Here is a 23,125-nt window from a genome sequence, read left to right as displayed (position 1 = left end):
AGACCGGATCGGATGTTGCTTTTGAAAGGCGATAGACCAAACGCAGTCCATTTTCCCTTGCGTAAGCGAGCAATGCGTTTCCGCCAGAGGGCACCAGCAATCCAAAATTGGTCTTCGATTGATGAGTGACGATGTTTTCAATCTCCGTGTGATCGGCGACTCCAGTTCACCGCTTTGGTCTGCCTAGCTGGACAGCCCCTTGATGCGTAGCTACGCTCGCCAGAGCGTGGAAAATCCCAGGGATCCACCTTCTGGCGAAGGTAGCTACGTTCGACCGGCGATTCACGGTGTTTCTTGGGCAAAGTGGCGATGTCCAGCTAGTCAACATCGCCGTGTGACGTGACACCCTCCAGTGGTGGCGGCGTAATGATGACTGCCACGTACGGGATCGGCTCTTCGGTCTTCATCGGCTTTCGCTCCTTGCCCACCAGAATCTGCACGGAGCCAACCGCTCGACTACCCGGTTCATCCGCCAGCGCGATGTTCACCTCTAAGCCGCCCGGCGTCCAGCCACGAACGTTGACCAACAAGCGCCCCTCCTTTCGCTGCGGAATGTCTCCGCCGACGGGGCAATAGACGGTTCTGGCGAAACGACCGCCATCCCAGACGCGATTGTCGACAACATCGTCCTCAAGAAGCCCGTCACAAACAGGCACCCAGTCTGTGACCGCAAAACATTCGGTCTCGCCCAACTTCCTGAGCTCCTCAGCAACCCAAGACTCAACGACAGGGCCGTCCTGCTTGGGAGTGTGAGACGTGACGGGGATGATGACTTTGACGAACACCTGGTTGAACTGTCGCCATGTCGGCGGCTTCGGTGGACGGTCCTGAGCCGGTCCCTCCGCAGCATTGGCTGCGAACATGCTGAAGACCAGTAAAGAAACGAAACTTAATCTAGAACGTCTCATTTTGTACCTCACGCTTGCCGTGACCTAGCGGTGATGAAAGACCAACGACTTCATCAAGCTGACCTCGCCGCTGGTCGCGGATCGGATTGTTATCCACCAGTTTTGGGCGGGCCGACCCAGAAATGCGGGTTGAGGGCGATTTCCCATTGATAGCCATCCAGATCGGCGAAGTATCCCGAGTAGCCGCCCCATTCGGTGTGCGCAGCTGGCTTGGTAATTTCGGCGCCGTACTCCGAAGCCCGCGAAAGGATCGCTTCGACTTCGCCTTCAGATTCGACATTGTGCGCAAGAGCGAATCCGGCGAATCCGCTGCGGTCGGGAGAAACGCCCGCGTCATCTGCGAGTGACTCCAGCCCATACAGTCCGAGCCAAGTGCCGTTGAGGGTAAAGAACGCAACTTCAGGCGGCGATTCCATTTTGGGAAAACCGAGCCCGTCACGGTAGAAACGGATCGCCGCGTCAAGATCGCGGACGCCGAGTGTGATCATGCTGATTCGCGTATCCATGCTTTATTCGTGTTGAAGGGGTTCAGCCGGGGAACACATCGCGAGCGATCCACGCATGCGGAGCAGCAGGAAACGATCGTGCGTCAGAATTTCGCCGGTCCGCCGGTGGGCCGGTCACAGAAGTCGATTAGAGTGGATCCTGGAGGCGAGTGCCAGTTTCTCAGCCCCGGACGAATTCGAGTTGCGTGGCCGGGAGACGGTCAATTTCGACGGCAGACGAATTTGACACTCGTGAAGCAGGCCATTCGTCTGCCACATCATTCGTCTGCCACATCATTCGCTTCGACCACACCATCCGAACCGCGAATGAGCACTGAACGATCGTCATGGAAACGGTGCGGTCGTGCGGTGGGAATTGGTCGACGAGCGTTGAGAGCAGTAAAGCAAACGAGCCCGTAGGCAGCAGCCCAAGCGAAACCGAAGATTCCAAATCCAATCATGTCGTCCCAGGCAGTCGCATAAACATCAACCTGAACGCTCCCACCGCTTCGTTGCATGGGATTGTATGCGTTGATCGCAGCGTATTGCCCAAGCGAATACAAGTACGACCAAACCAGTGAAACGGAGTAATGCACAACCATCGCGATTGATGTACCAAGACGGAGGCGGAGGTGAAGGAGGCAGGTGATTGCAGTTGGCGAAAAGTAGAGGAGCAACGGCCACTGGGAACCCGATGGACTTGCGAGTACGGGAAACGCAGCCAAATGGACTGCGATCAGTGCGGTGATCGCAAACAAGTCGACAATCCGGAAACCCCGATGCCCCGCTGAATTCACCAATGGAAGCTCAGAACCAGTCGCCACCTCCAAACGCAGCGCAGTCTCACATCGCGGGCATTGCATCAGCCAGAACGCTCCATCATTGATCGGAGAACGAATTGCGATCGATCCGCGCATGCAGGGGAACGAAGATAGATCGTGCGCCAGAAATCTGTCGGCCTTCGGATAGCCGACTACGGGACTGGATTAGAACGGATCCTGGCGGAGCATGCCAGTTTCTCAGTCCCCGGCGAACTCAAATTGTGTGGCCGCGAATGGTTCCACCCACGAATCATTCGCTCCCTTTTGGAGTTGCTAGCAGTCTCGCTTCGGACATTCACCGAACGTTGCCGGGTGCCAACGGATCGGCGCGTTAAGGACACAGGAAGGGAGCGGGAGAGACTAAAACGCAGAGGCGCAGAGGATAAGGCACTCAATTCCGTATCTCTGCGTCCTCTGCGCCTCTGCGATTCAAAATCGTGTGCGAATGGAGCCACCCAACGCTGAGAATGATGCCTACGCGATGAATTCAATCACGGGTGCCGAATCGCGAATGACGTATCCCAGCATTCAAGCGGGCACCATGGTATTCATAGCAGTCGCGTGTTGGCCACCGATGTGATGGATGGCACCAACTGCGCGATCACTTGAGGTCAGGCGAGCCGCCGAGCTTACGGCGTACGATCCATCAACTTCCTCGGGCGAAATGAGATGGTGGTCCAATCATCGTGACCTGTATTTTCATCGTTCTCGACTTCCACAGCAACGAATGCGTCCAGCGCAGGCAGAAATTCCAAGTACTCAATCTTTGGGTAAGCGTATTCAGCGTGTACGCCCGATTTGCACTCTTGCTGGTGTATCAACTCGCTGTTTGTGAAATTCGATAGTTTGATCCAGCCACCGGTGTTGCTGAATAGAGTTGATTCATCGATGAACGCCAGGCTCCGCCGCGCGGTAGGCCTAAAGGGCCGGCATAATCGGATCTCATGACGGCCCGATAGCGATGGGAACCGGAACACTGTGTCAGCCCGTGGGGACTTGAGCAACGCGTGGAATCCGTCCCGGTGGCTGACCGGCCAGCTGATTTACTCCGATCCCACGTGGGATCAGCCGTTTCGCGCGAGCGTACGGGCATAAACGATTGAGAAAATGCACCGGGCCCATAAGCTCGCGCCAAACGGCTGATTAAATCGACAGGCCGCGACACCACCGGCAGACACTCTACCGACCCTCCGGGCCTCAGACACATCGCCCCACATTCGTCTGCCACATCATTCGTCTGCCACATCTTCCACATCGGGCGCAACAAGCAAACCGCGGATGAATGAATAACCACAGAGGGACACAGAGAAGAAATGGGCCGTCAGGCTTCGGTTACGATGTCCTTGTCTTACAATCGTCGCCGCAATTCGCAAAAGCCTGCCGTTCTAGGCGACTACTATCCCGGCCGCATCGGTTGATGGCATTGCTATCTGGCGATTATTGGGCTCAGTGCTCATCCTTCATCGACAACAAGTCGATTGTACCCGTAGGGGTTGAAAAAGAAGTCATCTTGTTCATATCGATCGCACGGTACACGCCTGATTATCCGCCGCGGACCTTCGTTTCGCAATCTGAAACCTTCGCCATCGAGAACCGGGCGGTCCGGCTTGTCCGCAACGAGATACAGCCCCATCAAATCAATCCACTGGAGTGCGGTTGAGAACGCGAGCGAATCGTCGATTTCCGTATCGCGTTGTCCGAGCAAATGCATACCGATTGAGTATAGCGTTGCACTTGACGTATCGTGGATGGCGCGCTGGACCCAAGCCCAATAAAGTGTGGCGGATGCCGAGTGCGCATCATTACGTTCAGTTGCGATAGAATATTTGCGACCGAGTTCGATCCATCGCTTTCGGCCGTGGGCCAGCCCGGCGCTTTCGCTTTTGACGGCTAAGCCGCCCTGATTGAGGAGCGTAACAGCAAGGAGAAGTGTTCGTGCGGAGATACTCTCGGCGGCCGCTTTCGATATTGGCGGTGACAGAATATAGGCCACAGCCGTATGCGTTTGAATATTGTCCCAATCCTCGGCAGTGATGGTTGGATCAAAGCGGTCCATCGACGCTTCGAACGCAACGACCATTCGCTCGTCGGGCACCAACTGGGAGTATTCTCCGTCAAGCGTAAAGTCGTCACCGCAGGTAGCGACCGCGGATTGAACGACACTAAAGTCGCGCCATCGCCCGAGAACACAGATTACGTGGCGTGGGAGAACATCCATGGTACATCGTGGCGGGTTTAGCGAGAGAACGGCCGCTGCCACCCCGCAGCGACCAAGTGACTGTCCAATGGAGTTCCGCCCTTTCCGCTGCTCGGCTGCACGCCTTTGTTTTGCCTTTCGCCGGCTACTTTACGGGTTCCAGCCAGATCATGATACCTGGATTCGGCTTTGACGTTGGCGATCTAATGGAATCATGTTTAACAACGACGTGACGCAGCAGAGGAATGACCTTGGTGCTGTCGACAATTCGCGATGTCGTGCTGCCGAACCGCGTGCGAAAGAACGCCGTGCCATCGAGCCACTCGTGATCACCGTTTTGCAGTGCACACGTCATCGTTGCGTCGGACGTCCGGACCGATACAGCCCAAACGCCATCGCCACGCAGGTACAGCTTGGCTTCAACGAGATTTTCGCCAACGGGCAACGGATCGTCGAAGTAAGCGAGGTTTTCTCCAGCATTAACCTGTGTGCGAGGAAGAGGAATCACTCCCGCATCTGTTATTCCAATCCTCAGTTTTAGGTCGGCGGGCATGTGAATGCGCCATCGCCAGCAATCCTGTTCGGCGGTGGGAACAGCGAGTAAGCTCACCGCCGTCTCGTCCTCAACCGTTAGCACTCCGAGTTCGTCGCGAAGGCGCTTGTTTTCTGATTTCGTCACACGGAGTTCTGCCGAAGTGCGCAGATGCGATATGGCGATGCCAACGATCACCATTGTCCACATAAGCGAATCGATCGAGAATCGAGGTTTGCGCATAACTAAAAGTGATTGGCATAACGTTGCGGATCACGCGGCCGCGGCGAACGATTCACTACTCCAACAACCACGACTCCGCGGCTCGTCGTGAGCGTACCACGGCTCCACCTTGTACACGGCATCCGTCAGTTCTGGGGGACGGTCGCCGTTCACGTATCGGAATCGGATCGATTAGATGCGAAAATGCGTTTTGCAATCCAAACGTCAAACGACCGCCTTAAACTGAATCGAGATTTACCCGATTTCTGCTTCTCATTCATCGCACACTCCGTCCCCGATTCCGGGTACAGCCAAATTGAAATCGGAGTTGCGTATGACCAGCGTACAGCAAAATCGCCATATTTTAAAACGTCGGATCCGCCAATTTGTGTCAAGTTGCAACAATCGCGATCGGCCCAATCGCATTCATATCGTATCGCCAAACATTCGACTGAACTGTGGACATCTGATCTCCCAACGTGCAAACATCGTACGACTGCTTCTTCACGTTCGTGGCGAAAGGAGCTGCAGAGCAATTCCAGCGTCAACGTGCATTGCGTTCCTTTGTGCCTGAGGACCATCAGCTGGTCCAATGAGAGTTCGAGCCCTGTCGCTTCTCCGCTCTCATCTCCGCTTTCACAGAGCCGAAATACATTGAAAATGTTGGGCGTCACAATCGTGTTTCCAGCTTCAACGGCAGAACATCAGCCATAACCGGGCGACGAAGTTCGATCGTCTACTTGAATTTCGCGAGATTCGCCGTTCCGGTTCACGGCTTTGTTCTGTCGCATTTGAGCCAGTCCGCTTGGCAACTCGCTCGCTCTTTCTGATGCTACCATTCGGGTGAAGCTAGCCAAACAGTCCCATCGTCGGTCCCATACTTGTGTCGCCCGATTCCGGCAATCGTTCCGTTAGCGCGGATGGCCAGCACGAGGTTCGAATCGCCGAGTCCGTAAGCGTGCTCAGCAGGACGATCGATGCGGACTTCTTCGGTTGGCTCCGGCACGATCCGCTGATGCACGACAGAAATGTGATCACCGATCGTGACGTAGGGAGCCAGCTCCTCGAGTTTCTTCTCGGGTGTTGATTCAGCAAGCAGAATCGACTCAACGGCCGCCCTTGCCCTCGCGTTCGGCTCAACCAAGGTGAATCCTGTGATCACCACGATGCAAACGCATGCCGCGAGGAACGCGAGAACCGTAATCTTGCGATGTCCATTGAGAGAGTCGGTCATTGCCTTCGATCTGAATGGGTTGGAGACTTTGCGACAGAACGTTTGCAACCATTCGGACGCGACGAGAGATTGTCCATTTCCGAATCGCCCGAATCTGCGCCTCGGCTGCATTGCGTGATTCACGTACGCCGCTGCGCGGCGGGAGATTTTGGGAGTACGGGACCTTGATAGAAGGAGCGGTTCACGGTGAACCGTTTCACACACTCCTTCCTCAAGGAATTTCCAATGTCCAATTCTAACAATCGTCGCCACAATTCGCAAAAGTCTGCCGCTCTGTGCGCCTACTTTCCCGAGAAGCTTCGCCAAAAACTCAGCGAAGACCTGCAACTCTTCGGCACGGCCATCCGGTTGGACGAGCTGCAACTTCTGGAATGGATGCATCTGGGCTGGGTGTACCGGCTGGCCAGCGGCCACGCCCCGCAGTCGGAACGCATGGTCAACGAATCGCAGTGATGTTAGGATCTGTTACGACCGGCGGAAACCAGTTGGATGGATTTGCAATCGGTTCGACGTGCTCCATCGGATGAAACAGTGCGTATTCTGCTCCACCCGCGTGTTCGAAATACTCGAATGTAGTCGAATGTTGGTCGTTGAACGCCGAGTGGCCCCAAATACGATTTTGAAAAAATCCAAAACCATTCGGATCGTCTGGGCAACGATCAACTCAGTAAAAGTGAACCCACGTTTCACGATGACAGCACCTGTTTCCGCAGAACGTTACCGGTCACCCGGTCCGCGCGGGTGATCTTCCGTTTTCGATACAGCTCGACTCGCGGACTCGGGTGCACCGGATGGTTCTGCTGCCGGCCCCTGAAATAGGGTGGGGGCATTCAGGCCCCAGCGAATTGCGAGGATGCGATCGGCGGGAATTGCTAATCGAACCTGGTCAGACTCAGCAGACTGAATAAGCACGTAATCGTCTCCGACATGAAGTACTGTCGCCGGCGCATAAAGGGGCGACCACTGCACTGCGAGCTCCGAAGCATCCATACGAGGATCTTGTGTTGATTTGAGTCTAGCTGCAGCCGCTGCAACGGCTGGGTACTTTCTTGAGAGTTCTGCGATCGGCATCTTACGAGCGTCGAGCTCCATCTCGAATCGCTCTTGGGACCAAGCGACAACCTCGATACGCTGGCCGGGTGTCGTCGCTGAATTGTACCCAACGTGCATTCCTGGGGTAAGCAAACCGACAAGTCTCTTGGGAAAGACATCGTCAGGAACGGCAATGCCAGCACAGTAGCTCAAACACGCGAGAAGCAATGCAAGTCTTTGAACCATGATCGTTTCCTTGAGCAGAACGTCGGTGGTCACCGCGTCGGCGTGATAGACCTGATTTCAAAACAAACTCAACTCGCCGACTGCGGTGCACCACTTGGTTCACGCGGATCGGCCACGACGACAGCTTGAGCCATCGTCGCTGATGGCCAGTGTACTCGACCGGAATCGCCAAGGAAAACCGAGTCTCCAAACAGCAGTCGGCGCGTCAGGTGTCGGCTGTCAGCGTTGCATTCAACAGGCGTCGGTTTGTCGACTTCGGCCGAGTCGACCGTGCACCAAGTGAGACAAGAATCTCGCAAAGACGCCAAGCCGCAAAGAAACGGGGTCCAATCTTTGCGGCTTGGCGACTTTGCGTGAGGCCCTTCCAGCAAGTACGTCAGCGCACCTGTCGAACCCTGACTTCAGGAGCGAATAACAGGAAACAGAGGCCTGATGAATCCCGGTGGGCGCAAGCTCGGGTACTGGCATTATCGTTCATCGGTGTTCATTAGCGGTACCAAAACGCCGGAAACACGAACCGCTAATCCACGCGAATGAACGCGAATCTCGGAACCCGTTTCAAGCAGTCGAGAGCGTGAACGTCAGCCGTCACCGGGCACGGCGAGACGACTTTCCATTTGTGAAAACGCGCAAGCCGTGCTCCGTGTGCACGGCATTGTTCTGCCTCTTTTATGCGAGCGGGTAGCCCGTCTCAGCAACAACCTTCCTCAGATTCGCTAGCGAAGCCTTGGAATTTAGAGCAGCTAGTTGAGTGTCCGACAACGGTTGATTCTCAAATACGTTCGCAACAACGTCCCCGACAACATCGACCTCGTAATTCTCTTCTAGCCAATCGGCGAAATCAACAGCCGACATAAGCATCCGCGACAAGAGATCATTTGATCCGTCGCCGTACAAATCATCAGGGTACTCGATGTTGTCGGTACGCCAAGTTTCCCCCGATGCAAGCCGCCAAACGACGAATGTAGTGGATGCAATGTCAAAAGCCGGTTCGTTAAGTGAAGCTTGGAATTCAGCAGGAACGCTCGAAAGCAACTCGGGCCAAAGTTCCGGTGGGTCCGTGCGGTATGGTGACATTGACGATTCGTGCGCGAAACCGATTATGCAGCAACCTACGGGCGTAAAGTGAGCAAACAGCTCGTCACCCGATCCATTCTTGACTGCGCCCATTTGTTCAGAGCGACCCCATTTGGGATGGAATGCATAGTCTGATTCGCCGTATTCGTTCGCGAACACAGACTCAAGTGCGGCCATCTGCTGCAACCGTTGACGCAAGCCCTCGATCGTCGGCAATGTCGATAGATCGCGTGTCGAAATCAAAGTCGAATCATCTTATGGCAGAACGGTAGGCGTAACCGGGAACGCGCGGGAAAGTCTCTAACGGCCAAATCGCTCGACTCGCGTTCTCCGGTTCACGCGATGGTTACCCGTTTTTTGCGTCGATCGCCAGGATTGCCAGTAACGCTAGCGTACCATGATGATCGGAAGTGCGAGCATCCCGGACACGATGAACCAAACGGGCAAAGTGAAAAATGCGAAGACAGTAGGCGATAGAAGCGGTCTCTTACGATGCAAGAGCCGAAACGCGCGAAACCAAAGGTATCCGCCGACCAACCAACCAAAAATCAAGAACAAGGCAGGCAGCGAGTTTGGTGCGTCAGATTCGGCGACGCCAGTAAGGGTGTCGACAAATAGATCGATCACACCGAGTACCGGGAACACGATGACGGCGAGCCCGAACGTCTTCAGCGGCGTGGCCGGGAGGAAAGACGGACCGGGGATGGGGTCGATCTGTGGCGAGTCCTCTTCGTTCGGTGGACGATAGGGATCTACGTTCAAGGTCGTCTCACGTTGATGGTCGGTCGGATAACGGCCGCCGTCACCTGGCACGAGCGGGAAAACTTGAACTCACAACGGACTCGAACGAGTGCCCAGGTGCACGGCGCTGTTCCTCGGATCTCATCCGTTTCTCGGCGGCAGTGTTGGTGGCGACCGATGCACAGAGGATACCGCGGCGTAAGCGACGAAGCAATTCTTTGTCTGCGAAATGAGCGGCTCGGATCTGGCGGATCAATACAGCGGTGGTTCACCACGAAACACACGAATGACACGAAACCAATGGGCGTTGTGGTAACCGGAAAGTCTGACGTGCGTTTCAAGGGAACCCAGGGACAGGTCCGTCGCGGCGCGGAACAAGTCTCCAAATACGTCAGCCAAGGGGCGGTGGCGAACCAAAGCAATCGGGCCAAACGTGCGGCATCGATCAATCGCCCGAAACCGTCCGACGGCCAAAGATCAACGCGGATTCCGTTGGCCGAAAGAGCACGATGCTCGAACAATCGCCCCAGTAAATCCGTCAACTCGGGTCGACGTCCGGAGCTGCCCGTCTGCTTACGAGGAACGGTACGGATCACGCGGCCGCGGCGAGCGATTCACCACTTCAACAACCACGACTCCGCGGCTCGTCGTGCATCCGATGGTTATTTGCTGCTGCGGTCATCGGTGGCGCACTGGATTCGATCGACCGTGATCTCATTGTACGTGAATAGCCAGTCGATTGCTTTGGACAAGTCATCCGTCACACGGATCACACCGTCCGGATCTACGCCGCCGACGATGTTCTGTATTGTATTCTCGAATCGCCATTTGGGTGCGTCGTGAAGTATCCATCGACCGACATTGAGTCGAATTCGATTCTCGTCCCCGAGGAAAATGTAGCCATCTTCGCAGTGATCTTTGGCGAACGGCCGATTGGGTTCACCAGTCGCACCTGAATGCTCGTCCGTACCACATGCCTCATCTAGTGGAAAACCGTAAACACCAACTAAGCGGCCGTGGTAAGTCACCTTCCAGTAGGGTTGGTCGAAATCGGACGTTGGCCCAGTGAGCTTCGGGATGGCGTTAGGTTTGCGGAAGTAATGCGCAACCGTTAAACAGTTTGAATGAAGTGCTGCGTACAGCCCAAGCTCTCGGAGTCGGATCGCAGACTTCGCGAGTAATTCTTCGGTCGACATCGAGTTGCTTGATGCAAATAACGATTCGGATCACGTGGCCGCCGCGAACGACTGACCATTTCAATAAATTCAACTCGGCGGCTCACGTGCATCCGCTGGTTCGCCGTCTCGCCCTGCTTCGGCCGAATTGACGTGATGGCGTGCGGATTGCCGAAACGCCAGTATCGGTATAGGCGTCACTGCGATCAACACGACACCAAAGAATATTGATCCGCCAAGATCGCTTGGGTCGTAGGCCGAGAATGAAGCCCAAGCGAAAAATGCAGCGAGGCAACACCCCCATCCAATTGTCAAGTTGCGGAAAGCCGGGGTAAAGTCACGCATTCCCAGCCAGATGGTGGCGCAGCCGAGAATGAGCATTGCAAATCCTGCTGCGATCAAATGGAGCCCGGCCTGCAAACCAGAGAGAATCGTCAACGGCCCTGTTGCAGCATAAAGAGCTCCAACCAGGATCAACAGAGGTTTGGCTGGATTCTTCGGGTCAACTACTGGAGTGTCGTTCGCACACGATGTTGATGCAGCATATGGATTCACAGTTTCATCAATCGGCGAACGGCGGGCATAACCGAGACGCGGCGAACGACTGTCCACTTCAAAGCTCTCGACTCCGCGTCTTCGGTTCATGCCATGGTTCTGCATTTCTTCGTGTCGCCCACCGACAGACTGGACGCTCACATTGAGTAGTGTACCAGCATCAGCAAGTTCAACGCACCTCCGAATGCGATTCGTTTGTAGCCCCGATAGTATGCTTCTCGCCGTCTCATCGAGATCGTCTCGGGACCAAATGAATTCCAAATCCGTTGGCGATACAGAGGCAGCTTTGAATATGTCAAATCGACAACGCCGGCCAGGTAGAAAATGAACATCACCACAAGGTTCAGAGGATAGCTGGCGACCAGAAACATCCCGAGCATCACGATGATCGGAAAGTGCAGTAGCACGTTTGCAGTTAGTTCGTGTTTTCTCATTCAGCCTACGGATGACTTACGAGTGGGCGATGGACTTGTATTGCAGAACGACCGGGATCAGCGGGCGGCGGGAGTTGACATTGATCTCATGAGAAACCGCACCACCACCGCTCCGTTGCATCCCATGGTTCGCCGCCATCCTATTGAAGTCCGAGATACACACGGAGTATATCAGCAAAGAACGGGGCAAGAGTATCGTGGATCTTGATCGGTTGTGAGTCCTCGTCGGCATTGTAGCGATCGAACTCGTAGACGGGTGAGTCGTCGGATCCCAGACAATCCATCGCAAAGACCGCACGAATGTCGTCAACCGCAAAAACGATGCGAGGCGTTACAGCAATTGGTGGCTCGCCATCAAGCGGATCAATCTCAGCGATTGTGTTATCGCGGATCTGGCTGAGGGGCAGAATCATGCCAGTGTTGATGAGGCGATCAGAATCGAACGACATCAACCTGCGATAGTAGCCAGGGAACTTGACGCCGAGTCTTGATTCGATGGCGTCAAATTCCCCATCTGCATACCCGCGATGTCCAGGTAGGTCGCGGAACATTTCGAGAACGGCATTGTCCGTAAACGTGCTCATTTCGGGGGCGGATTATCGATACGCTTGGTCGGCGAACGCCCGCCGTCACCTGGCACGAGTGGAAAAACTTGATCTCAAAACAGGCTCGATCGAGTGCTCAGGTGCACGGCATTGTTCCTCGATTCTGACTGTCTTCGTATTGCTCGGGCACGTCGTGTGACGCGGGCTGGCGGACTCAGGATAGCGTGACGGATCAGCCCAGGCAAACTATTGGGCGGCATCGAATCGTTTCATCACGAAGGGCCAATGGACACGGAACGCAGCGCTGAGCCACCGTCGGCACAGCGATGTTGAAGCGGCCCTGCGGTCGACCACACGCCAGGTCCGTTGCGGCGGGTACGACCGCTGCCAATTCGCATCAGGCGACGTTGCGACTCAAAGCGCGATGGAACGTCATGCGGCATCGATCAATCGAGCGAAACATCCCGATGCCGCAGCTCAAAGATGCATGCGTCCACCGAACGAGCGAGACGTTCAAACAATCTGACCAGTAAATCTGTCAACGCAAATCGACGTCTTGAGTCGTCTCGTTCTTTACGAGGAACGGTTGCCGTCACCGAGGACGGGCGAATGACCAACCACTTCAAAACCGTTGACTCCCGTCCTTCGGTGGACGGCATGGTAATCGCAGTTCTGGCATCTGTTTGCAACTCACTCGGAATCTTCATCTACTTCGATTGAGAACTCGACTGACCGATTATTGAGAAAACGTTCCCCATCGATTTGTGTCGCTGCCTCCATATAGAGTGCCCGGACGTCATCATTTGTTAGTGGGTGCAACGCTTGATCAAGCGCGGCGGACACAAATCGGTGCAAACTACGGAACAAAACAAACATCTCGCCAGTTGTATACTCGGAACCCGATTCGGGTACAGCAGAAATCCTGATTACCAATTCACGGCCCTGAACTGTGATGTTTCTAGTCTCTAGCCTTGGCTGGTCTACGGCATGTCCGCCGATAAGTTCCTGCATGTTCTTATGGCCATTAAGAAATCGGAGTGGCTCACCATCCTCATTCAATTCGTCCATTGCTGGTTGCTGTGAGCATCCGGCAAAGCACCCAAACGCCGAATGGATCAGCAACAACAATGCTACAGTACGTATCATCTTGCAGGATTAGCCCCAGTTGCTTGCGATAACGGCGGCGATCACCGAGCGGCGGGAGACAACTCTCCACTTGAGCAACCGCACCACCGCCGCTTCGTGTGCATCGCATGGTTCGTCCACGTCTTCGTGTGGCCAGCTGAGGCAACATCGGACGCAAGGACTAGCCACGCAATGAGTCATCGTACCAAACGTCTTCGTGTCCATCTGCATCAATTTGAAATCGCCATCCGGCGGGAAGGCACATGTATGGAATTGCAATCTCGCAGTGTTTGCCGAGGTGAGTGACACAGAGCGGTTGGTAGAATGTGGGATCATCGGATGGATCATCACCGCCGTAAATGTACCAGCCCGATGTTCCGCTCAACGCAGGAACGCGCAGTCCATTGATTGGTGTCAGTCCCAGTGTGTGGAGCGCGATTCCCAGTCGATCGTGACGCATTAGGAGCTGCGGATGCGTCTCATTCTTTTCGCAAATCGCAAGTTGGCTTGGCAGTGGCTGAAGTGTCGCCATCAGTTGATTTTGTTGGACGAACGACGGCGGTAACGGGGCCGCCGCCAAAAACTATGTTTTCAAAACCAACGTTATCGACGGCTCCCGTTCACCGCATGGTTATGCCACCGTTGTTTCGCGCCATTTGCGGAGAGCCGCTCTGACGTTCTGAACAATGGAATGTTCATTTTCGGGACCGACAGCTTGTTGTACGCAACTGAAGACGTCCACGACAGCTGTCACATTATTAGCGGCGTCGTCCAGCCAGTCGTGTAGCTTTACTGCATCCTCTGGTGGGTTGCCCCAACCTTCGGGATCGTACCCTGCAACGATCCATGCCATAACGGCGGCGTCTCCGAGAGGTGTATCGGCGGATTGCGGTGGATTGCGTGTTAGCTTCCACCATAGATCGCCAAGTTCTCGTAAATCTTCTGTGCCCTTTTTGCTGTTGTCCCACACATGCAGTTCAGCAAGGACGTTGTTTACGAATGGAAGATCAGGGCTTTTTGGAGGAGTCAAACGCACGGCTGTTTCAACCGCAGCCATCGAGGCCATTACGGCGGCGTCCTTTCCGAGTTCGATGAGAGCAACCGCCCAATCAGCCAGTTCGCCTGTGGGCAACGGGCGGTCTGGAAACCATAGAGCCTGCTCCAGCACGGAATCGCGTTCCGTCGCCGATAAACCGGTGACGAGTGGTTGACGGGACTCCCCGTCTCTTCCGAGCGCGCGGTCAACAGCTTCGCGGTCCATGGTGTTTTGTGGCATAACGAAACGAATCACGCGGCGACGGCGAAGGACGTGAACACAGGACAAACTCAACTCCGTCGCTCGCGTGCATTCGCTTGTTCTGCTTTCTTGAGTTTGCGAGCGGCGGAGATCTGGGCGTTCGTAGGCGAGTCACCGTTCACGACGAATCGCTCATCCCGGTGTAGATAGTGTAACAACTGCTCATCCGTGAATGCTACGTAGTCGTCCAGCCAAAGTTCCGCCTGGAGATCGAATAGTGATCGAGGTTTGCGTTTTGTTCGGAGAAATGCGTAGCAATCATCCGAGACGCCAGGGCCGAGTCGTACGATGCTTGGCGGTTCGGTCCAATCAAAATCAGCTTCAGTTTTTCCGAGTGCAAACAATGCGTCAAGAATGTGGTGCGAGAACATTCCCACGCCGGGGTGACGACGTTCCAATGTCGCCCCAAACTTGATCGCGTCGGTGAAGTCGCCGTTAAGAACAAAGCCTGCAGAAGACGCTCGGCGGCATAAAGATCGTTCGGTGCACGCTTCACTTCGTCCTTGCAGTATGCCACCAAGCCGGCGTAATCACGCCGGTCGTGAAAATGGCAGTGATCTTCCCAGGATTCGAAGTCTTGCATCTCGTTCATAGCAGAACGTTAGGGTTCAGCGGGGCCGCGCGAACGACTCACCACTTCAAAAACATCAAACCGCGGCTTCCGTTGCAACCCATGGTTCGCCGCGACGCAGGCGGCAGCAACGGCTTGCACGCCTCCTCGCCCAAGCCTAAGTGGACAGACGGTGGGTGACAACGAACCGGGCAACGTCAGTCCGTATCGGTATTGATTCGTCGATTCCTAGCACCACGAAAAACAAGGAACGCCGACAATGCAACCATCAACGGGGCAACGCCAAAGGCCAGAATCTGTGCAGTAGTTGGTGTGATGGAAATGCCAAAAAGATAGAGTTCAGGATCGTAGGTTGCGTAGCGACGGCCAGACGCCATGCGACGATTCATGTCGCTGATCGAGTACGCCACGCCGGGCCCCGCAATGATCAGCCCGGTCAAGGCGGTCAATGAAGCCGCAACAAAGAGCGGTGTCGACTTCCGACGATTTGATGTCGATTGCGACGGGGGATGGTATGGATTCACCACTGTGTTTGTTTCTGTCGGCGAACGCCTGCCGTAACCGGGCGGCGACGAAAGATTTTCCATTTCAAAACCGCCCGACTTCGCCGCTCCGGTTCACGGCTTTGTTCGTCGGATTCGCGTGTCGCATTCAGTATGTCACATCGCCAACGTTTTGCAAAAACGACTCATTTCCAGCTTGATCAATTCCCCAGAGTTCCGCGCGGTGGCCACCGGCAAGTGAGCCCCAATACAAACCCCACACGATTAAAGCGGGAGTAACATCAGCATCATGCTGCACGGCCATGTCTTGCAGCCAGAATGAATCGGACGGCGGATTCAACTGAGCGTCCCAATCCTGAAAGACGTACCACCAAGAATCTTGATCTGTTTCTTCGGCGTCGTAAAAGCTTCGCCACTCGGTCAATTCGACGGGAGTAAGGAATACCGGGTTCCGGTAAGTGGAAGGCCATTCGGCAGCTACGTACGAAAGCATGTGAATCGGTGCAGTAAAAAAAGCGGCGGTGAAATCGCCACGGCATGGAACGCGTTCAGCATCGCGTATCTTTGGTTCAAGAATGCGTCTTGTTGCAGCGTCGAATACGTCAATTGCGGCCGGGTCGGGAAAAGGCGTCTGCCGCCGTTTTAAAGCTACGAAATCGGTCAATCTCGGATACCACTTGTCGAACAGTTGCGATTCTTTTGTTTGCTGTGATAAGGCGAACTGCCCAAATTCCAGCCCTTCCTCATCAACGATCCACTGGAACCCGTTACGATCAAGGCCAAGCCGATCGATCTCAGCGCACATTTCGGCAGTCAGGAATTCTTTCTTCTTGCGCGGATTCAAAGAGCGGATAATCCTTGACCACAAAGTATGTGTCTCTCATTCCGACAAACGATTGTGGTCACCACGTCGGCGCGGGTGACGTGAACTCGAATCCAAACCCAACTCGCCGACTGCGGTGCACCACTTTGTTCGTCCGCATTTTGCATCGGTGAAAACCCGACAGTCAAATGTATCAATGCGAATGGGGAGTATCAAGTTTCCGTTTTGCTCGTTGCATCGGAATCGAGTGATGCATCAAGCCCAAAAAGAAATCGCGTCAGCTTAGAGGACCGCGTACAAAGAATGACCCCAAACACCGTCATCACTGCACCGGAAAACCAACTCGCGAACTCAGGAGGATCAAACGGAATTTGATCTGAGTATCGACTTGCGAGAAATCCCCAGACCAACGAGGTGATACCTTGAAAAACCATCCACATCCCCAGCAACTTGCAAAGCACGTTGAATAGCGAGCGTTCAGACATGAAGGGCTCCAAATGTCGGGCTTAGTGTTGCATCCGGCTCCATTGAACGGTGGGCCCAATACCATGAGATGTGAGGCGCGCTGAATGGAACATGAACAGGCATTCGCTCAGTCGGACGAACGTCAGCGATCACGCGGTCGCCGCGAGCGATCATCCACATCAATAACCACGACTCGGCGACTCGTCGTGCATCGCATTGTTACGCGAATCTGCGTTCGACACGACGACCGAAAGTACATCGCTCCAACACGTCTTCGATCTCCCACGCCAGTCTTGCAACTCCGCAGCCAACTTAACCTCATCTTGAGACGGGTCAGCCTGGATGCAATTGAATGCTGAACTCCCCGGCATCATCATCGACCACTCGATTGGCAATGAACCGGTCATGTAGTGACCGCCTTCAGATGGAAGTGGTTCCCAAACCCATTCAGTCCAGCTGAAAAGTCGATTGCTAGCGCGATACCAAATAGGCCAAAAAGAGTTGTTCGTGACCTCAACGTATATGAGCGGGGGAGGATCGCCTTCAAAAACCCACAGTGGGTCAACATTGACCTCGTCGCACCTGTCCTCAGTCACCACAGCGAACGAGACTTTCGGATGAAACGGAAGAATGAAAGCGAAGGAAATCGCGGCTATGGGGACCGCAAGTATCAGCGTTAGTAGTCGATAGCGAAACCGTCTCTTCATTTCTTCGCGTAACGGCGGCCGTAACCGGGCGGCGACGAAGGATCTACAATTTCAAAACCGCCCGACTTCGCCGCTCCGGTTCACGGCTTGGTTATCGGACTTTCTTGAGTGTGCAGTGTTGGCGTGCTTTACGCAGTCCGTCGCGATTCGACAAACAGCATCCAAAGGCCAACCGCAGGAGCAGCGAATAGCACCATCAGTGTTGCCATTGGAGAGGATGGCCAATTCATACTCGCTCGCACGGCATCATTCGCGAAGAGTGACGTCGCAAACCAAGTAATTGGAATCGTGAAGGCGAGCACGCCAATCAATGTCAACATGCCGGAAGCTACGCATATGTGTGCGCGGCGACGCCAAATCATCACAGCCGCCGTCATCGTCACAGCAAAGCACACGATCGGCACGATCGCCAAACCAGTTTGGCCAAATCCGATTAGGAAGCAGGCAATGATCGCCATCCATGCGCAACTGCCAATCGCACCGCCAAACCAACCGCTAGCGTTCCATCGAGATTGAGATATGTCAGTGGCGATACCCATCGATGCGTTCATTAGCGTTCGCTCCCCTTGGTTCATGATTTGTGGTGTGGCTTTGTGTCTGCCCGATAACTTGTTTATTACCCGGTCTCGCTGGCCGGAGGTCTTATCTGCCGCCTTATCCCCGGGTCGATAAGATTTTGGCGGTCCTATCCCCGGCTCGGCGATAAGTGTTCTCCGAATTATCCTGCTTTCTGAAAAAGATTGCAATCCGTTGGGGATGACCCCACCCCTCCGCAGCGAGATGCTGGTCCGCAGCGGGCTTCGGAGCCAATTTCGCAGAGGGGGCGGGCCGATGGCGATGCAAAAGGGTGGCGGAGGGCAGCGGGCCGGGAAGCAAGCGGACGAGAAGCCGGACTAGGCGTTGATTTGGCGTCAAAAGCTGGCAACCTTTCACGGTACCGGCGGCGATTCGAGCTGGCGTTTTGGCCAATCCGATGTGATCGAATTTCTGGTCGACCAGAAAAAGAAGGGCGCGCCGGCTTGGAAACGTTTGAAGATTGCCGAGGCGCTTTCGGATTATCAGAAACGCTTTCATCGAGACAGCGGCGAGCGGCTGGAACGAAGCGGTCGAGCGCGCCGGGATACTGAAACGCATCACATCGCACGCGTTTCGTCACAGCTTCGCGACTCATCTGTTGAAAGACAATACGGACATTCGCGACGTGCAAGAGCTGCTGGGGCGGATGGTCGTCGGCGTTAGGGGAGTGGTGGGCGCGGCAAAACGATGGGGAGAAGGTGGGCAGAATGATTCGGGGCAGAATGATGGCGCGGGCGACCGGGGGATGATGGGGTTGGTTGGCCGGCGGTGGGGAGTTTTGGCAGAGGACCGCGTGGCGGTCCGGGGGACCGTTGAGGGTGCCCGGTGATCGCTGCGCGGTCAGGGGGAATAGTTGGGACAACGGTTCTACATTGACCACACCAGTGTAGAACTATTGTCTCAATTGTTCCCCCCTCAGCCGTCTCGGCTGAGAGGATCGCGGCGGGTGGCCGCGGTGCGGCCACAGGGAACAGTTGGGGACAACGGTTCTACATTGACCACACCAGTGTAGAACCATTGTCTCAATTGTTCCCCCCTCAGCCGACTCGGCGGAGAGGATCGCGGCGGGTGGCCGCGGTGCGGCCACAGGGAACAGTTGGGGACAACGGTTCTACATTGACCACAGTAGTGTAGAACCATTGTCTCAATTGTTCCTCCCTCAGCCGTCTTGGCTGAGAGGATCACAGCGGGTGGCCGCGGTGCGGCCAAAGGGAACAGTTGGGGACAACGGTTCTACACTGGGCACAATAGTGTAGAACCATTGTCTCAATTGTTCCCCCATCAGCCGACTCGGCTGAAAGGATCGCAGCGGGTGGCCGCGGTGCGGCCAAAGGGAACAGTTGGGGACAACGGTTCTACACTGGGCAACGGTTCTACGGTGATCGGCGGTGTTTCCAGAGGTACTTGGCGAGGGAACTGAGGCCGGCGAATTTGTAGCTCGGGTCGACGTAGTGCTCGATGACGTAGAACGCGAAGTAGTAGGCGCGGCAGAATGACCAGATGCAAATGCACAACAACGCCCACTCGGTCAGACTCGGCAGGCGCGCGACAAGTAATGCGGTCGAGAGTACGCCGAGCACCAAAAACAGGATGCCTTTGGCCCAGATCAATCGGGGATTCTGCAAGTCGCCGAAGATCGTGCCGGTGTGAGAGGCTGGGGACGGTTCGTTGTGCTGGGGATCGGGCATGGAGGGTAGCGACTGGCTGGATAGCGACACTTCGCCCGCTGTTGAATGGAAGACGGACGGGTGTTGGTACGTGATGGGCCGGCGTTAGGGTCGTGCGAGTGTCGCCATCGCGGGGTCGCTTTGCCAGAGATACAGGAACGTCGGCATGGTGCTGCGGTCCAGCCCGGGGACGCGCAGCGGGATCAAGGAGGACAACACGGGCTGATTGGGCGACACGTCCAACGGCGTGTACGCGGGGTCGTTCTCGCGGCGATACATCACCACGCGGTCGTCGGGTTTCAACCCGGCTTGCTGCCTGGCTATCTCGATCGCCGTGTCGATGTACCCGACACCGTCGACCAGCCCCATCGCATGGGCTTCGCCGCCCGTCATCACGCTGCCGTCGGACCACTGCTCCTGTGACGCGGTCACTTGGGGACGTTTCGAGTTGATTTGGTCGATCAACCGCTGGTGAAACGAATCGGCGATCCGCTGCAGCATCACCAATTCGTCTTCTTCGATCGGACGCTCGGGCGTCCCCGCGTCGATCTTTTCGCCACTCTTGATCGGCGAGGACAACACGTTGAACTGCCCCATCGTGTCTTGCAAGTTGTAGACGTTCAAGATCACGCCGATCCCGCCGACGATGCTGGTCGGGTGCGCAATGATCGCGTCACAATGATTGGCCAAGTAATACGCGCCACCGGTCCCCACGGTCATGATGCTGGCGATGATCGGCAGCTCGCGGTCTTGCTTCAGCTTTGCGAGCTGGTGACACATCATGTCCGACGCGGTCACGCCGCCGCCGGGAGAATTGATCCGCAGCACGACGGCTTTGATGTGCTTGTCTTGCCGGATCGCTTCGACCTTTTCATGAAACAGCGCGACCGGGTTTTCTCCCATCGTTCCGATGCCGCCGACATTGCGATCGACCAGGAAGTCGTCGACGTCGATGACGGCGATTTTTTCGGTCCGGATCGGTCGGCCGGAGACGACGACGGGTGTGAGCGGTGTCGACCGGCTGTTGGGGTTCAAGCTGACGGTCGTTTTTAGTTCCCCCATGTCCAGTTTTCCGTCAACGGTCATGTCGCCGGTCATGTCGAACCCGCCCGCCATGTTGACGGCGCCGTTGTGGCGGAACACTTTGCTGCCACAGCCGGTGCAGAACAGCAGGGTCAGCAGGAGGAGCAGGGTGGTTGGACTGGCTCTCTCATCCCCGGCCCTTTTCCTCGGCAATGCCGGGGGAGAAGGGAGCCCGAGTAAGTTGTTAACTCGCTTCAAGGCGCCGACTTGAAACGCATTTCTGGTGTGGCTCCCGACGCATCGACCGCGGGCTCCTGAGGCGGAGCCTCCAGAGATCCCCGTTCCCAGGCGGAGCCCGGGAACGAGACATCGCGGGGAGACTTGCCGGGCCCCTCGCTTACGCGTCGGGCTGGCATGGCTGCGTGGGTTTGGGTGCCTGGTTGTTGCCGAGGCCGGGCCGTTGGATGCGTCCGCGTTGTCGATCGGGTGCGAGTTCATGGTGCGGGTGAATCGACAGGCGGGGTGAAATCGGCGAAACTGGCCTCCGCCGGCGACAATTTGGTTGTGGGAATCGTGCGGACGACCGCCCGGAAGGGCAATCGTACAGTGATTCTGCTCGACGGCCCGGAAGGGCCATCGTACCCGGGCATGCGGCCGTCCTCATTCGGACAGTCCCTTGTGCCGGTTTCGGGGTGCCCCCTGCAACACCAATCCGACTTTTTTGCGACGCACGATGCGATTTACCTCGCTGATTCTGAAAAACCTGACTCGCCGGCCCCTGCGGGCGGCGCTGACTCTGATCGCGCTGACCATGGCGGTCGCTTCGGTCGTCGCGCTGCGCGGGATCGCCAACGGGTTCACCGAGTCGTTCACGGAAATCTATCAGTCGCATTCGATCGACATCGTGGTCTCTCGCCAGGGGACCGCCGACCGTTTGAGCAGCAGTGTCGCCCAGGAGGCGGCCGGCCAGATCGAACAGTTGGAGGGCGTGGCCAAGGCGGCGGGCGTGTTGCTGGAAACCCTGTCGCTGGAGGACCAGCAGATCTTCGGCGTTCCCACGCTGGGAATCGCCGCGGACAGTTGGCTGAGGGACGATTTCCGCTGGATTAAACGACGCCCCGCGGAAGCTTCGCAATCCCCCCCGCCGAATCAACTTTCGCTGGGGATCCATCTGGCCGAGCGGTCGGGGCTTTCGGTCGGCCAGACCGCGATGATTTTTGAAGAGCCGTACCTCGTGGCCGGCATTTTCGAAAGCGAAAGCGTTTGGGAAAACGGGTCGCTGGTCATGCCGCTGGACCAGTTGCAAGCAATTTCAGACCGCACCGGGCAGGTCACCTACATTAACGTGGTGCTGGAACCGACGGTCGATGGCGATCATGCGCGGTCGATTGTCGACCAGATCCATGCGATCGATGGTCGACTTCACGCCATGACGACCGAGGAGTTCGTGGGCACGGACACCCGCATGCAACTCGCCTCGGCGATGGCCTGGATGACCTCGATCATCGCCTTGGCGATCGGGGCGATCGGCACGCTGAACACGATGATGACCAGCGTGTTGGAGCGGACGCGTGAGATCGGCGTGCTGCGTGCCGTCGGCTGGCCGCGCGGGCGTGTGATCCGAATGATCGTCGCCGAATCGGTCGTGTTGGCGCTAGCGGCCAGCGTTTTGGGCGGTGTTTTGGCGATCGTTGCCACCGATACGATGAGCCGGCACCCCGCGGTTCGCGGCGTGCTGGTTCCCGCGATCGATGGCGGCACGCTGCTGGAAGGAACCGTGTTGGCAGTCTTGATCGGGTTGCTCGGCGCTCTGCTGCCGGCCAAACGCGCCGCTTCGGTGATGCCGACCGAGGCGCTGCGGAGCACGTGAGGGGCGATTTCTGCGAGTACGATGGCCCTTCCGGGCCGTCGTCCGTTGGACTCGGTGCGACGACCTAGAAAGGACGTCGTACAACCCGCACGCGACGCTCTGGAAAGGACGTCGTACAACCGCTCGCGACGACCTGGAAAGGACGTCACAGACCGATGTGGAACGGCAGTTGCGTGTGCATTTGGGCAGGATAGCACGGTTGGCCGGCCATCCAACCAAGTTTCTCCCGCCCAACGTCCGATGGAATAACTTGAGTACGTCTTAAGCGATGCGCCCCGATTGCACGCAGGGGTT

Annotated in this window: 28 protein-coding genes; 4 read left to right on the top strand and 24 right to left on the bottom strand. The window is 56.1% G+C overall.

All coding sequences use genetic code 11. The features are described 5' to 3' along the window. Positions 1-317: 317 nt before the first annotated feature. The 6 genes from Mal15_RS05875 to Mal15_RS05850 all read right to left on the bottom strand — a co-directional run bounded on the left by Mal15_RS05875 (position 318) and on the right by Mal15_RS05850 (position 6,399). Positions 318-863: a hypothetical protein gene (locus Mal15_RS05875; RefSeq protein ID WP_147866911.1), complete on the bottom strand. Its 546-nt coding sequence runs from the start codon at positions 861-863 to the stop codon at positions 318-320. Positions 864-997: 134 nt separating this feature from the next. Further along, positions 998-1,414 (bottom strand): VOC family protein, encoded by a 417-nt coding sequence (locus Mal15_RS05870; RefSeq protein WP_147866910.1) that lies wholly within the window; start codon positions 1,412-1,414, stop codon positions 998-1,000. 257 nt (positions 1,415-1,671) lie between these two features. Then, positions 1,672-2,151 carry a hypothetical protein gene (locus Mal15_RS05865; protein WP_147866909.1) on the bottom strand — a complete coding sequence of 160 codons (480 nt, stop codon included), beginning with the start codon at positions 2,149-2,151 and terminating at the stop codon, positions 1,672-1,674. Positions 2,152-3,667: 1,516 nt separating this feature from the next. Further along, positions 3,668-4,432: a hypothetical protein gene (locus Mal15_RS05860; protein WP_147866908.1), complete on the bottom strand. Its 765-nt coding sequence runs from the start codon at positions 4,430-4,432 to the stop codon at positions 3,668-3,670. 124 nt (positions 4,433-4,556) lie between these two features. After that, the gene (locus Mal15_RS05855) at positions 4,557-5,186 is read right to left on the bottom strand and encodes a hypothetical protein (protein ID WP_147866907.1); all 630 of its coding nucleotides are present in this window, start codon (positions 5,184-5,186) and stop codon (positions 4,557-4,559) included. An 811-nt stretch (positions 5,187-5,997) separates the two neighbouring features. Further along, complete coding sequence (locus Mal15_RS05850; RefSeq protein WP_147866906.1) at positions 5,998-6,399, bottom strand: hypothetical protein; 402 nt, start codon at positions 6,397-6,399, stop codon at positions 5,998-6,000. A 225-nt stretch (positions 6,400-6,624) separates the two neighbouring features. Between Mal15_RS05850 and Mal15_RS05845 the strand changes: the two genes are divergently transcribed. Continuing rightward, positions 6,625-6,852 (top strand): hypothetical protein, encoded by a 228-nt coding sequence (locus tag Mal15_RS05845; RefSeq protein WP_147866905.1) that lies wholly within the window; start codon positions 6,625-6,627, stop codon positions 6,850-6,852. 264 nt (positions 6,853-7,116) lie between these two features. Here Mal15_RS05845 and Mal15_RS05840 read toward each other — a convergent pair whose 3' ends face one another. The 16 genes from Mal15_RS05840 to Mal15_RS05770 all read right to left on the bottom strand — a co-directional run bounded on the left by Mal15_RS05840 (position 7,117) and on the right by Mal15_RS05770 (position 18,246). Continuing rightward, positions 7,117-7,710 carry a hypothetical protein gene (locus Mal15_RS05840; protein WP_147866904.1) on the bottom strand — a complete coding sequence of 198 codons (594 nt, stop codon included), beginning with the start codon at positions 7,708-7,710 and terminating at the stop codon, positions 7,117-7,119. A gap of 636 nt (positions 7,711-8,346) precedes the next feature. Next, positions 8,347-8,970, bottom strand: a complete 624-nt coding sequence (locus tag Mal15_RS05835; protein ID WP_147866903.1) for a hypothetical protein — start codon at positions 8,968-8,970, stop codon at positions 8,347-8,349. Positions 8,971-9,141: 171 nt separating this feature from the next. Next, the gene (locus tag Mal15_RS05830) at positions 9,142-9,516 is read right to left on the bottom strand and encodes a hypothetical protein (protein ID WP_147866902.1); all 375 of its coding nucleotides are present in this window, start codon (positions 9,514-9,516) and stop codon (positions 9,142-9,144) included. Positions 9,517-9,747: 231 nt separating this feature from the next. Beyond that, positions 9,748-9,894, bottom strand: a complete 147-nt coding sequence (locus Mal15_RS33935) for a hypothetical protein (RefSeq protein ID WP_167546651.1) — start codon at positions 9,892-9,894, stop codon at positions 9,748-9,750. Between the two features lie 263 nt (positions 9,895-10,157). Beyond that, positions 10,158-10,691, bottom strand: a complete 534-nt coding sequence (locus Mal15_RS05825) for a hypothetical protein (protein WP_147866901.1) — start codon at positions 10,689-10,691, stop codon at positions 10,158-10,160. Positions 10,692-10,760: 69 nt separating this feature from the next. Beyond that, positions 10,761-11,315 carry a hypothetical protein gene (locus Mal15_RS05820; protein WP_147866900.1) on the bottom strand — a complete coding sequence of 185 codons (555 nt, stop codon included), beginning with the start codon at positions 11,313-11,315 and terminating at the stop codon, positions 10,761-10,763. Positions 11,316-11,362: 47 nt separating this feature from the next. Continuing rightward, the gene (locus tag Mal15_RS05815) at positions 11,363-11,632 is read right to left on the bottom strand and encodes a hypothetical protein (protein WP_147866899.1); all 270 of its coding nucleotides are present in this window, start codon (positions 11,630-11,632) and stop codon (positions 11,363-11,365) included. A 167-nt stretch (positions 11,633-11,799) separates the two neighbouring features. Beyond that, complete coding sequence (locus Mal15_RS05810; protein WP_147866898.1) at positions 11,800-12,243, bottom strand: SMI1/KNR4 family protein; 444 nt, start codon at positions 12,241-12,243, stop codon at positions 11,800-11,802. Positions 12,244-12,894: 651 nt separating this feature from the next. After that, positions 12,895-13,272 (bottom strand): hypothetical protein, encoded by a 378-nt coding sequence (locus tag Mal15_RS05805; RefSeq protein WP_147866897.1) that lies wholly within the window; start codon positions 13,270-13,272, stop codon positions 12,895-12,897. A 238-nt stretch (positions 13,273-13,510) separates the two neighbouring features. Then, positions 13,511-13,861 carry an immunity protein Imm33 domain-containing protein gene (locus tag Mal15_RS05800; protein WP_233903299.1) on the bottom strand — a complete coding sequence of 117 codons (351 nt, stop codon included), beginning with the start codon at positions 13,859-13,861 and terminating at the stop codon, positions 13,511-13,513. Positions 13,862-13,960: 99 nt separating this feature from the next. Beyond that, positions 13,961-14,590 carry a hypothetical protein gene (locus Mal15_RS05795; RefSeq protein WP_147866895.1) on the bottom strand — a complete coding sequence of 210 codons (630 nt, stop codon included), beginning with the start codon at positions 14,588-14,590 and terminating at the stop codon, positions 13,961-13,963. 211 nt (positions 14,591-14,801) lie between these two features. After that, positions 14,802-15,218 (bottom strand): hypothetical protein, encoded by a 417-nt coding sequence (locus Mal15_RS33930; RefSeq protein ID WP_167546650.1) that lies wholly within the window; start codon positions 15,216-15,218, stop codon positions 14,802-14,804. Between the two features lie 176 nt (positions 15,219-15,394). Then, positions 15,395-15,784 (bottom strand): hypothetical protein, encoded by a 390-nt coding sequence (locus Mal15_RS05785; protein ID WP_233903298.1) that lies wholly within the window; start codon positions 15,782-15,784, stop codon positions 15,395-15,397. Positions 15,785-15,848: 64 nt separating this feature from the next. Next, a complete protein-coding gene (locus tag Mal15_RS05780) occupies positions 15,849-16,544 on the bottom strand; it encodes a hypothetical protein (protein WP_147866894.1) in 696 nt (231 codons plus the stop codon). A 191-nt stretch (positions 16,545-16,735) separates the two neighbouring features. Then, complete coding sequence (locus Mal15_RS05775; RefSeq protein WP_147866893.1) at positions 16,736-17,008, bottom strand: hypothetical protein; 273 nt, start codon at positions 17,006-17,008, stop codon at positions 16,736-16,738. Positions 17,009-17,823: 815 nt separating this feature from the next. Further along, positions 17,824-18,246, bottom strand: a complete 423-nt coding sequence (locus Mal15_RS05770) for a hypothetical protein (protein ID WP_147866892.1) — start codon at positions 18,244-18,246, stop codon at positions 17,824-17,826. Positions 18,247-18,670: 424 nt separating this feature from the next. Here Mal15_RS05770 and Mal15_RS35070 point away from each other — a divergent pair, with 424 nt between their 5' ends. Together Mal15_RS35070 and Mal15_RS35065 are read left to right on the top strand one after the other, a co-directional pair. Beyond that, entirely contained in the window at positions 18,671-18,934 is a 264-nt protein-coding gene (locus tag Mal15_RS35070; protein ID WP_390623546.1) for a hypothetical protein, read from the top strand. After that, a complete protein-coding gene (locus Mal15_RS35065; RefSeq protein ID WP_390623525.1) occupies positions 18,816-19,100 on the top strand; it encodes a tyrosine-type recombinase/integrase in 285 nt (94 codons plus the stop codon). The genes Mal15_RS35070 and Mal15_RS35065 overlap by 119 nt, the downstream gene beginning before the upstream one ends. A 544-nt stretch (positions 19,101-19,644) precedes the next feature. Here the strand turns inward: Mal15_RS35065 and Mal15_RS05760 are convergent. Continuing rightward, positions 19,645-19,959, bottom strand: a complete 315-nt coding sequence (locus Mal15_RS05760) for a hypothetical protein (RefSeq protein WP_147866890.1) — start codon at positions 19,957-19,959, stop codon at positions 19,645-19,647. 84 nt (positions 19,960-20,043) lie between these two features. Continuing rightward, on the bottom strand, positions 20,044-21,081 hold the full coding sequence (locus Mal15_RS05755; RefSeq protein WP_167546649.1) for a S49 family peptidase: 1,038 nt from the start codon (positions 21,079-21,081) through the stop codon (positions 20,044-20,046). Positions 21,082-21,694: 613 nt separating this feature from the next. Between Mal15_RS05755 and Mal15_RS05750 the strand changes: the two genes are divergently transcribed. After that, positions 21,695-22,831, top strand: a complete 1,137-nt coding sequence (locus Mal15_RS05750; RefSeq protein ID WP_147866888.1) for an ABC transporter permease — start codon at positions 21,695-21,697, stop codon at positions 22,829-22,831. The last annotated feature ends 294 nt before the right edge of the window (positions 22,832-23,125 follow it).

This window comes from Stieleria maiorica (genome assembly GCF_008035925.1).
GTDB lineage: Bacteria > Planctomycetota > Planctomycetia > Pirellulales > Pirellulaceae > Stieleria > Stieleria maiorica.
This window is presented reverse-complemented; position numbering and strand designations above follow the sequence as displayed.

Excerpts from the sequence above, each read along its gene's own strand:
- Mal15_RS05875 (WP_147866911.1), bottom strand. The coding sequence starts at position 863 with ATGTTCGCAGCCAATGCTGCGGAGGGACCGGCTCAGGACCGTCCACCG.
- Mal15_RS05870 (WP_147866910.1), bottom strand. The coding sequence starts at position 1,414 with ATGGATACGCGAATCAGCATGATCACACTCGGCGTCCGCGATCTTGAC.
- Mal15_RS05860 (WP_147866908.1), bottom strand. The coding sequence starts at position 4,432 with ATGGATGTTCTCCCACGCCACGTAATCTGTGTTCTCGGGCGATGGCGC.
- Mal15_RS05855 (WP_147866907.1), bottom strand. The coding sequence starts at position 5,186 with ATGCGCAAACCTCGATTCTCGATCGATTCGCTTATGTGGACAATGGTG.
- Mal15_RS05850 (WP_147866906.1), bottom strand. The coding sequence starts at position 6,399 with ATGACCGACTCTCTCAATGGACATCGCAAGATTACGGTTCTCGCGTTC.
- Mal15_RS05845 (WP_147866905.1), top strand. The coding sequence starts at position 6,625 with ATGTCCAATTCTAACAATCGTCGCCACAATTCGCAAAAGTCTGCCGCT.
- Mal15_RS05825 (WP_147866901.1), bottom strand. The coding sequence starts at position 10,691 with ATGTCGACCGAAGAATTACTCGCGAAGTCTGCGATCCGACTCCGAGAG.
- Mal15_RS05820 (WP_147866900.1), bottom strand. The coding sequence starts at position 11,315 with ATGAACCGAAGACGCGGAGTCGAGAGCTTTGAAGTGGACAGTCGTTCG.
- Mal15_RS05810 (WP_147866898.1), bottom strand. The coding sequence starts at position 12,243 with ATGAGCACGTTTACGGACAATGCCGTTCTCGAAATGTTCCGCGACCTA.
- Mal15_RS05805 (WP_147866897.1), bottom strand. The coding sequence starts at position 13,272 with ATGGACGAATTGAATGAGGATGGTGAGCCACTCCGATTTCTTAATGGC.
- Mal15_RS05800 (WP_233903299.1), bottom strand. The coding sequence starts at position 13,861 with ATGGCGACACTTCAGCCACTGCCAAGCCAACTTGCGATTTGCGAAAAG.
- Mal15_RS05795 (WP_147866895.1), bottom strand. The coding sequence starts at position 14,590 with ATGGACCGCGAAGCTGTTGACCGCGCGCTCGGAAGAGACGGGGAGTCC.
- Mal15_RS33930 (WP_167546650.1), bottom strand. The coding sequence starts at position 15,218 with ATGAACGAGATGCAAGACTTCGAATCCTGGGAAGATCACTGCCATTTT.
- Mal15_RS05785 (WP_233903298.1), bottom strand. The coding sequence starts at position 15,784 with ATGGAAAATCTTTCGTCGCCGCCCGGTTACGGCAGGCGTTCGCCGACA.
- Mal15_RS05775 (WP_147866893.1), bottom strand. The coding sequence starts at position 17,008 with ATGTCTGAACGCTCGCTATTCAACGTGCTTTGCAAGTTGCTGGGGATG.
- Mal15_RS05770 (WP_147866892.1), bottom strand. The coding sequence starts at position 18,246 with ATGAACGCATCGATGGGTATCGCCACTGACATATCTCAATCTCGATGG.
- Mal15_RS05760 (WP_147866890.1), bottom strand. The coding sequence starts at position 19,959 with ATGCCCGATCCCCAGCACAACGAACCGTCCCCAGCCTCTCACACCGGC.
- Mal15_RS05750 (WP_147866888.1), top strand. The coding sequence starts at position 21,695 with ATGCGATTTACCTCGCTGATTCTGAAAAACCTGACTCGCCGGCCCCTG.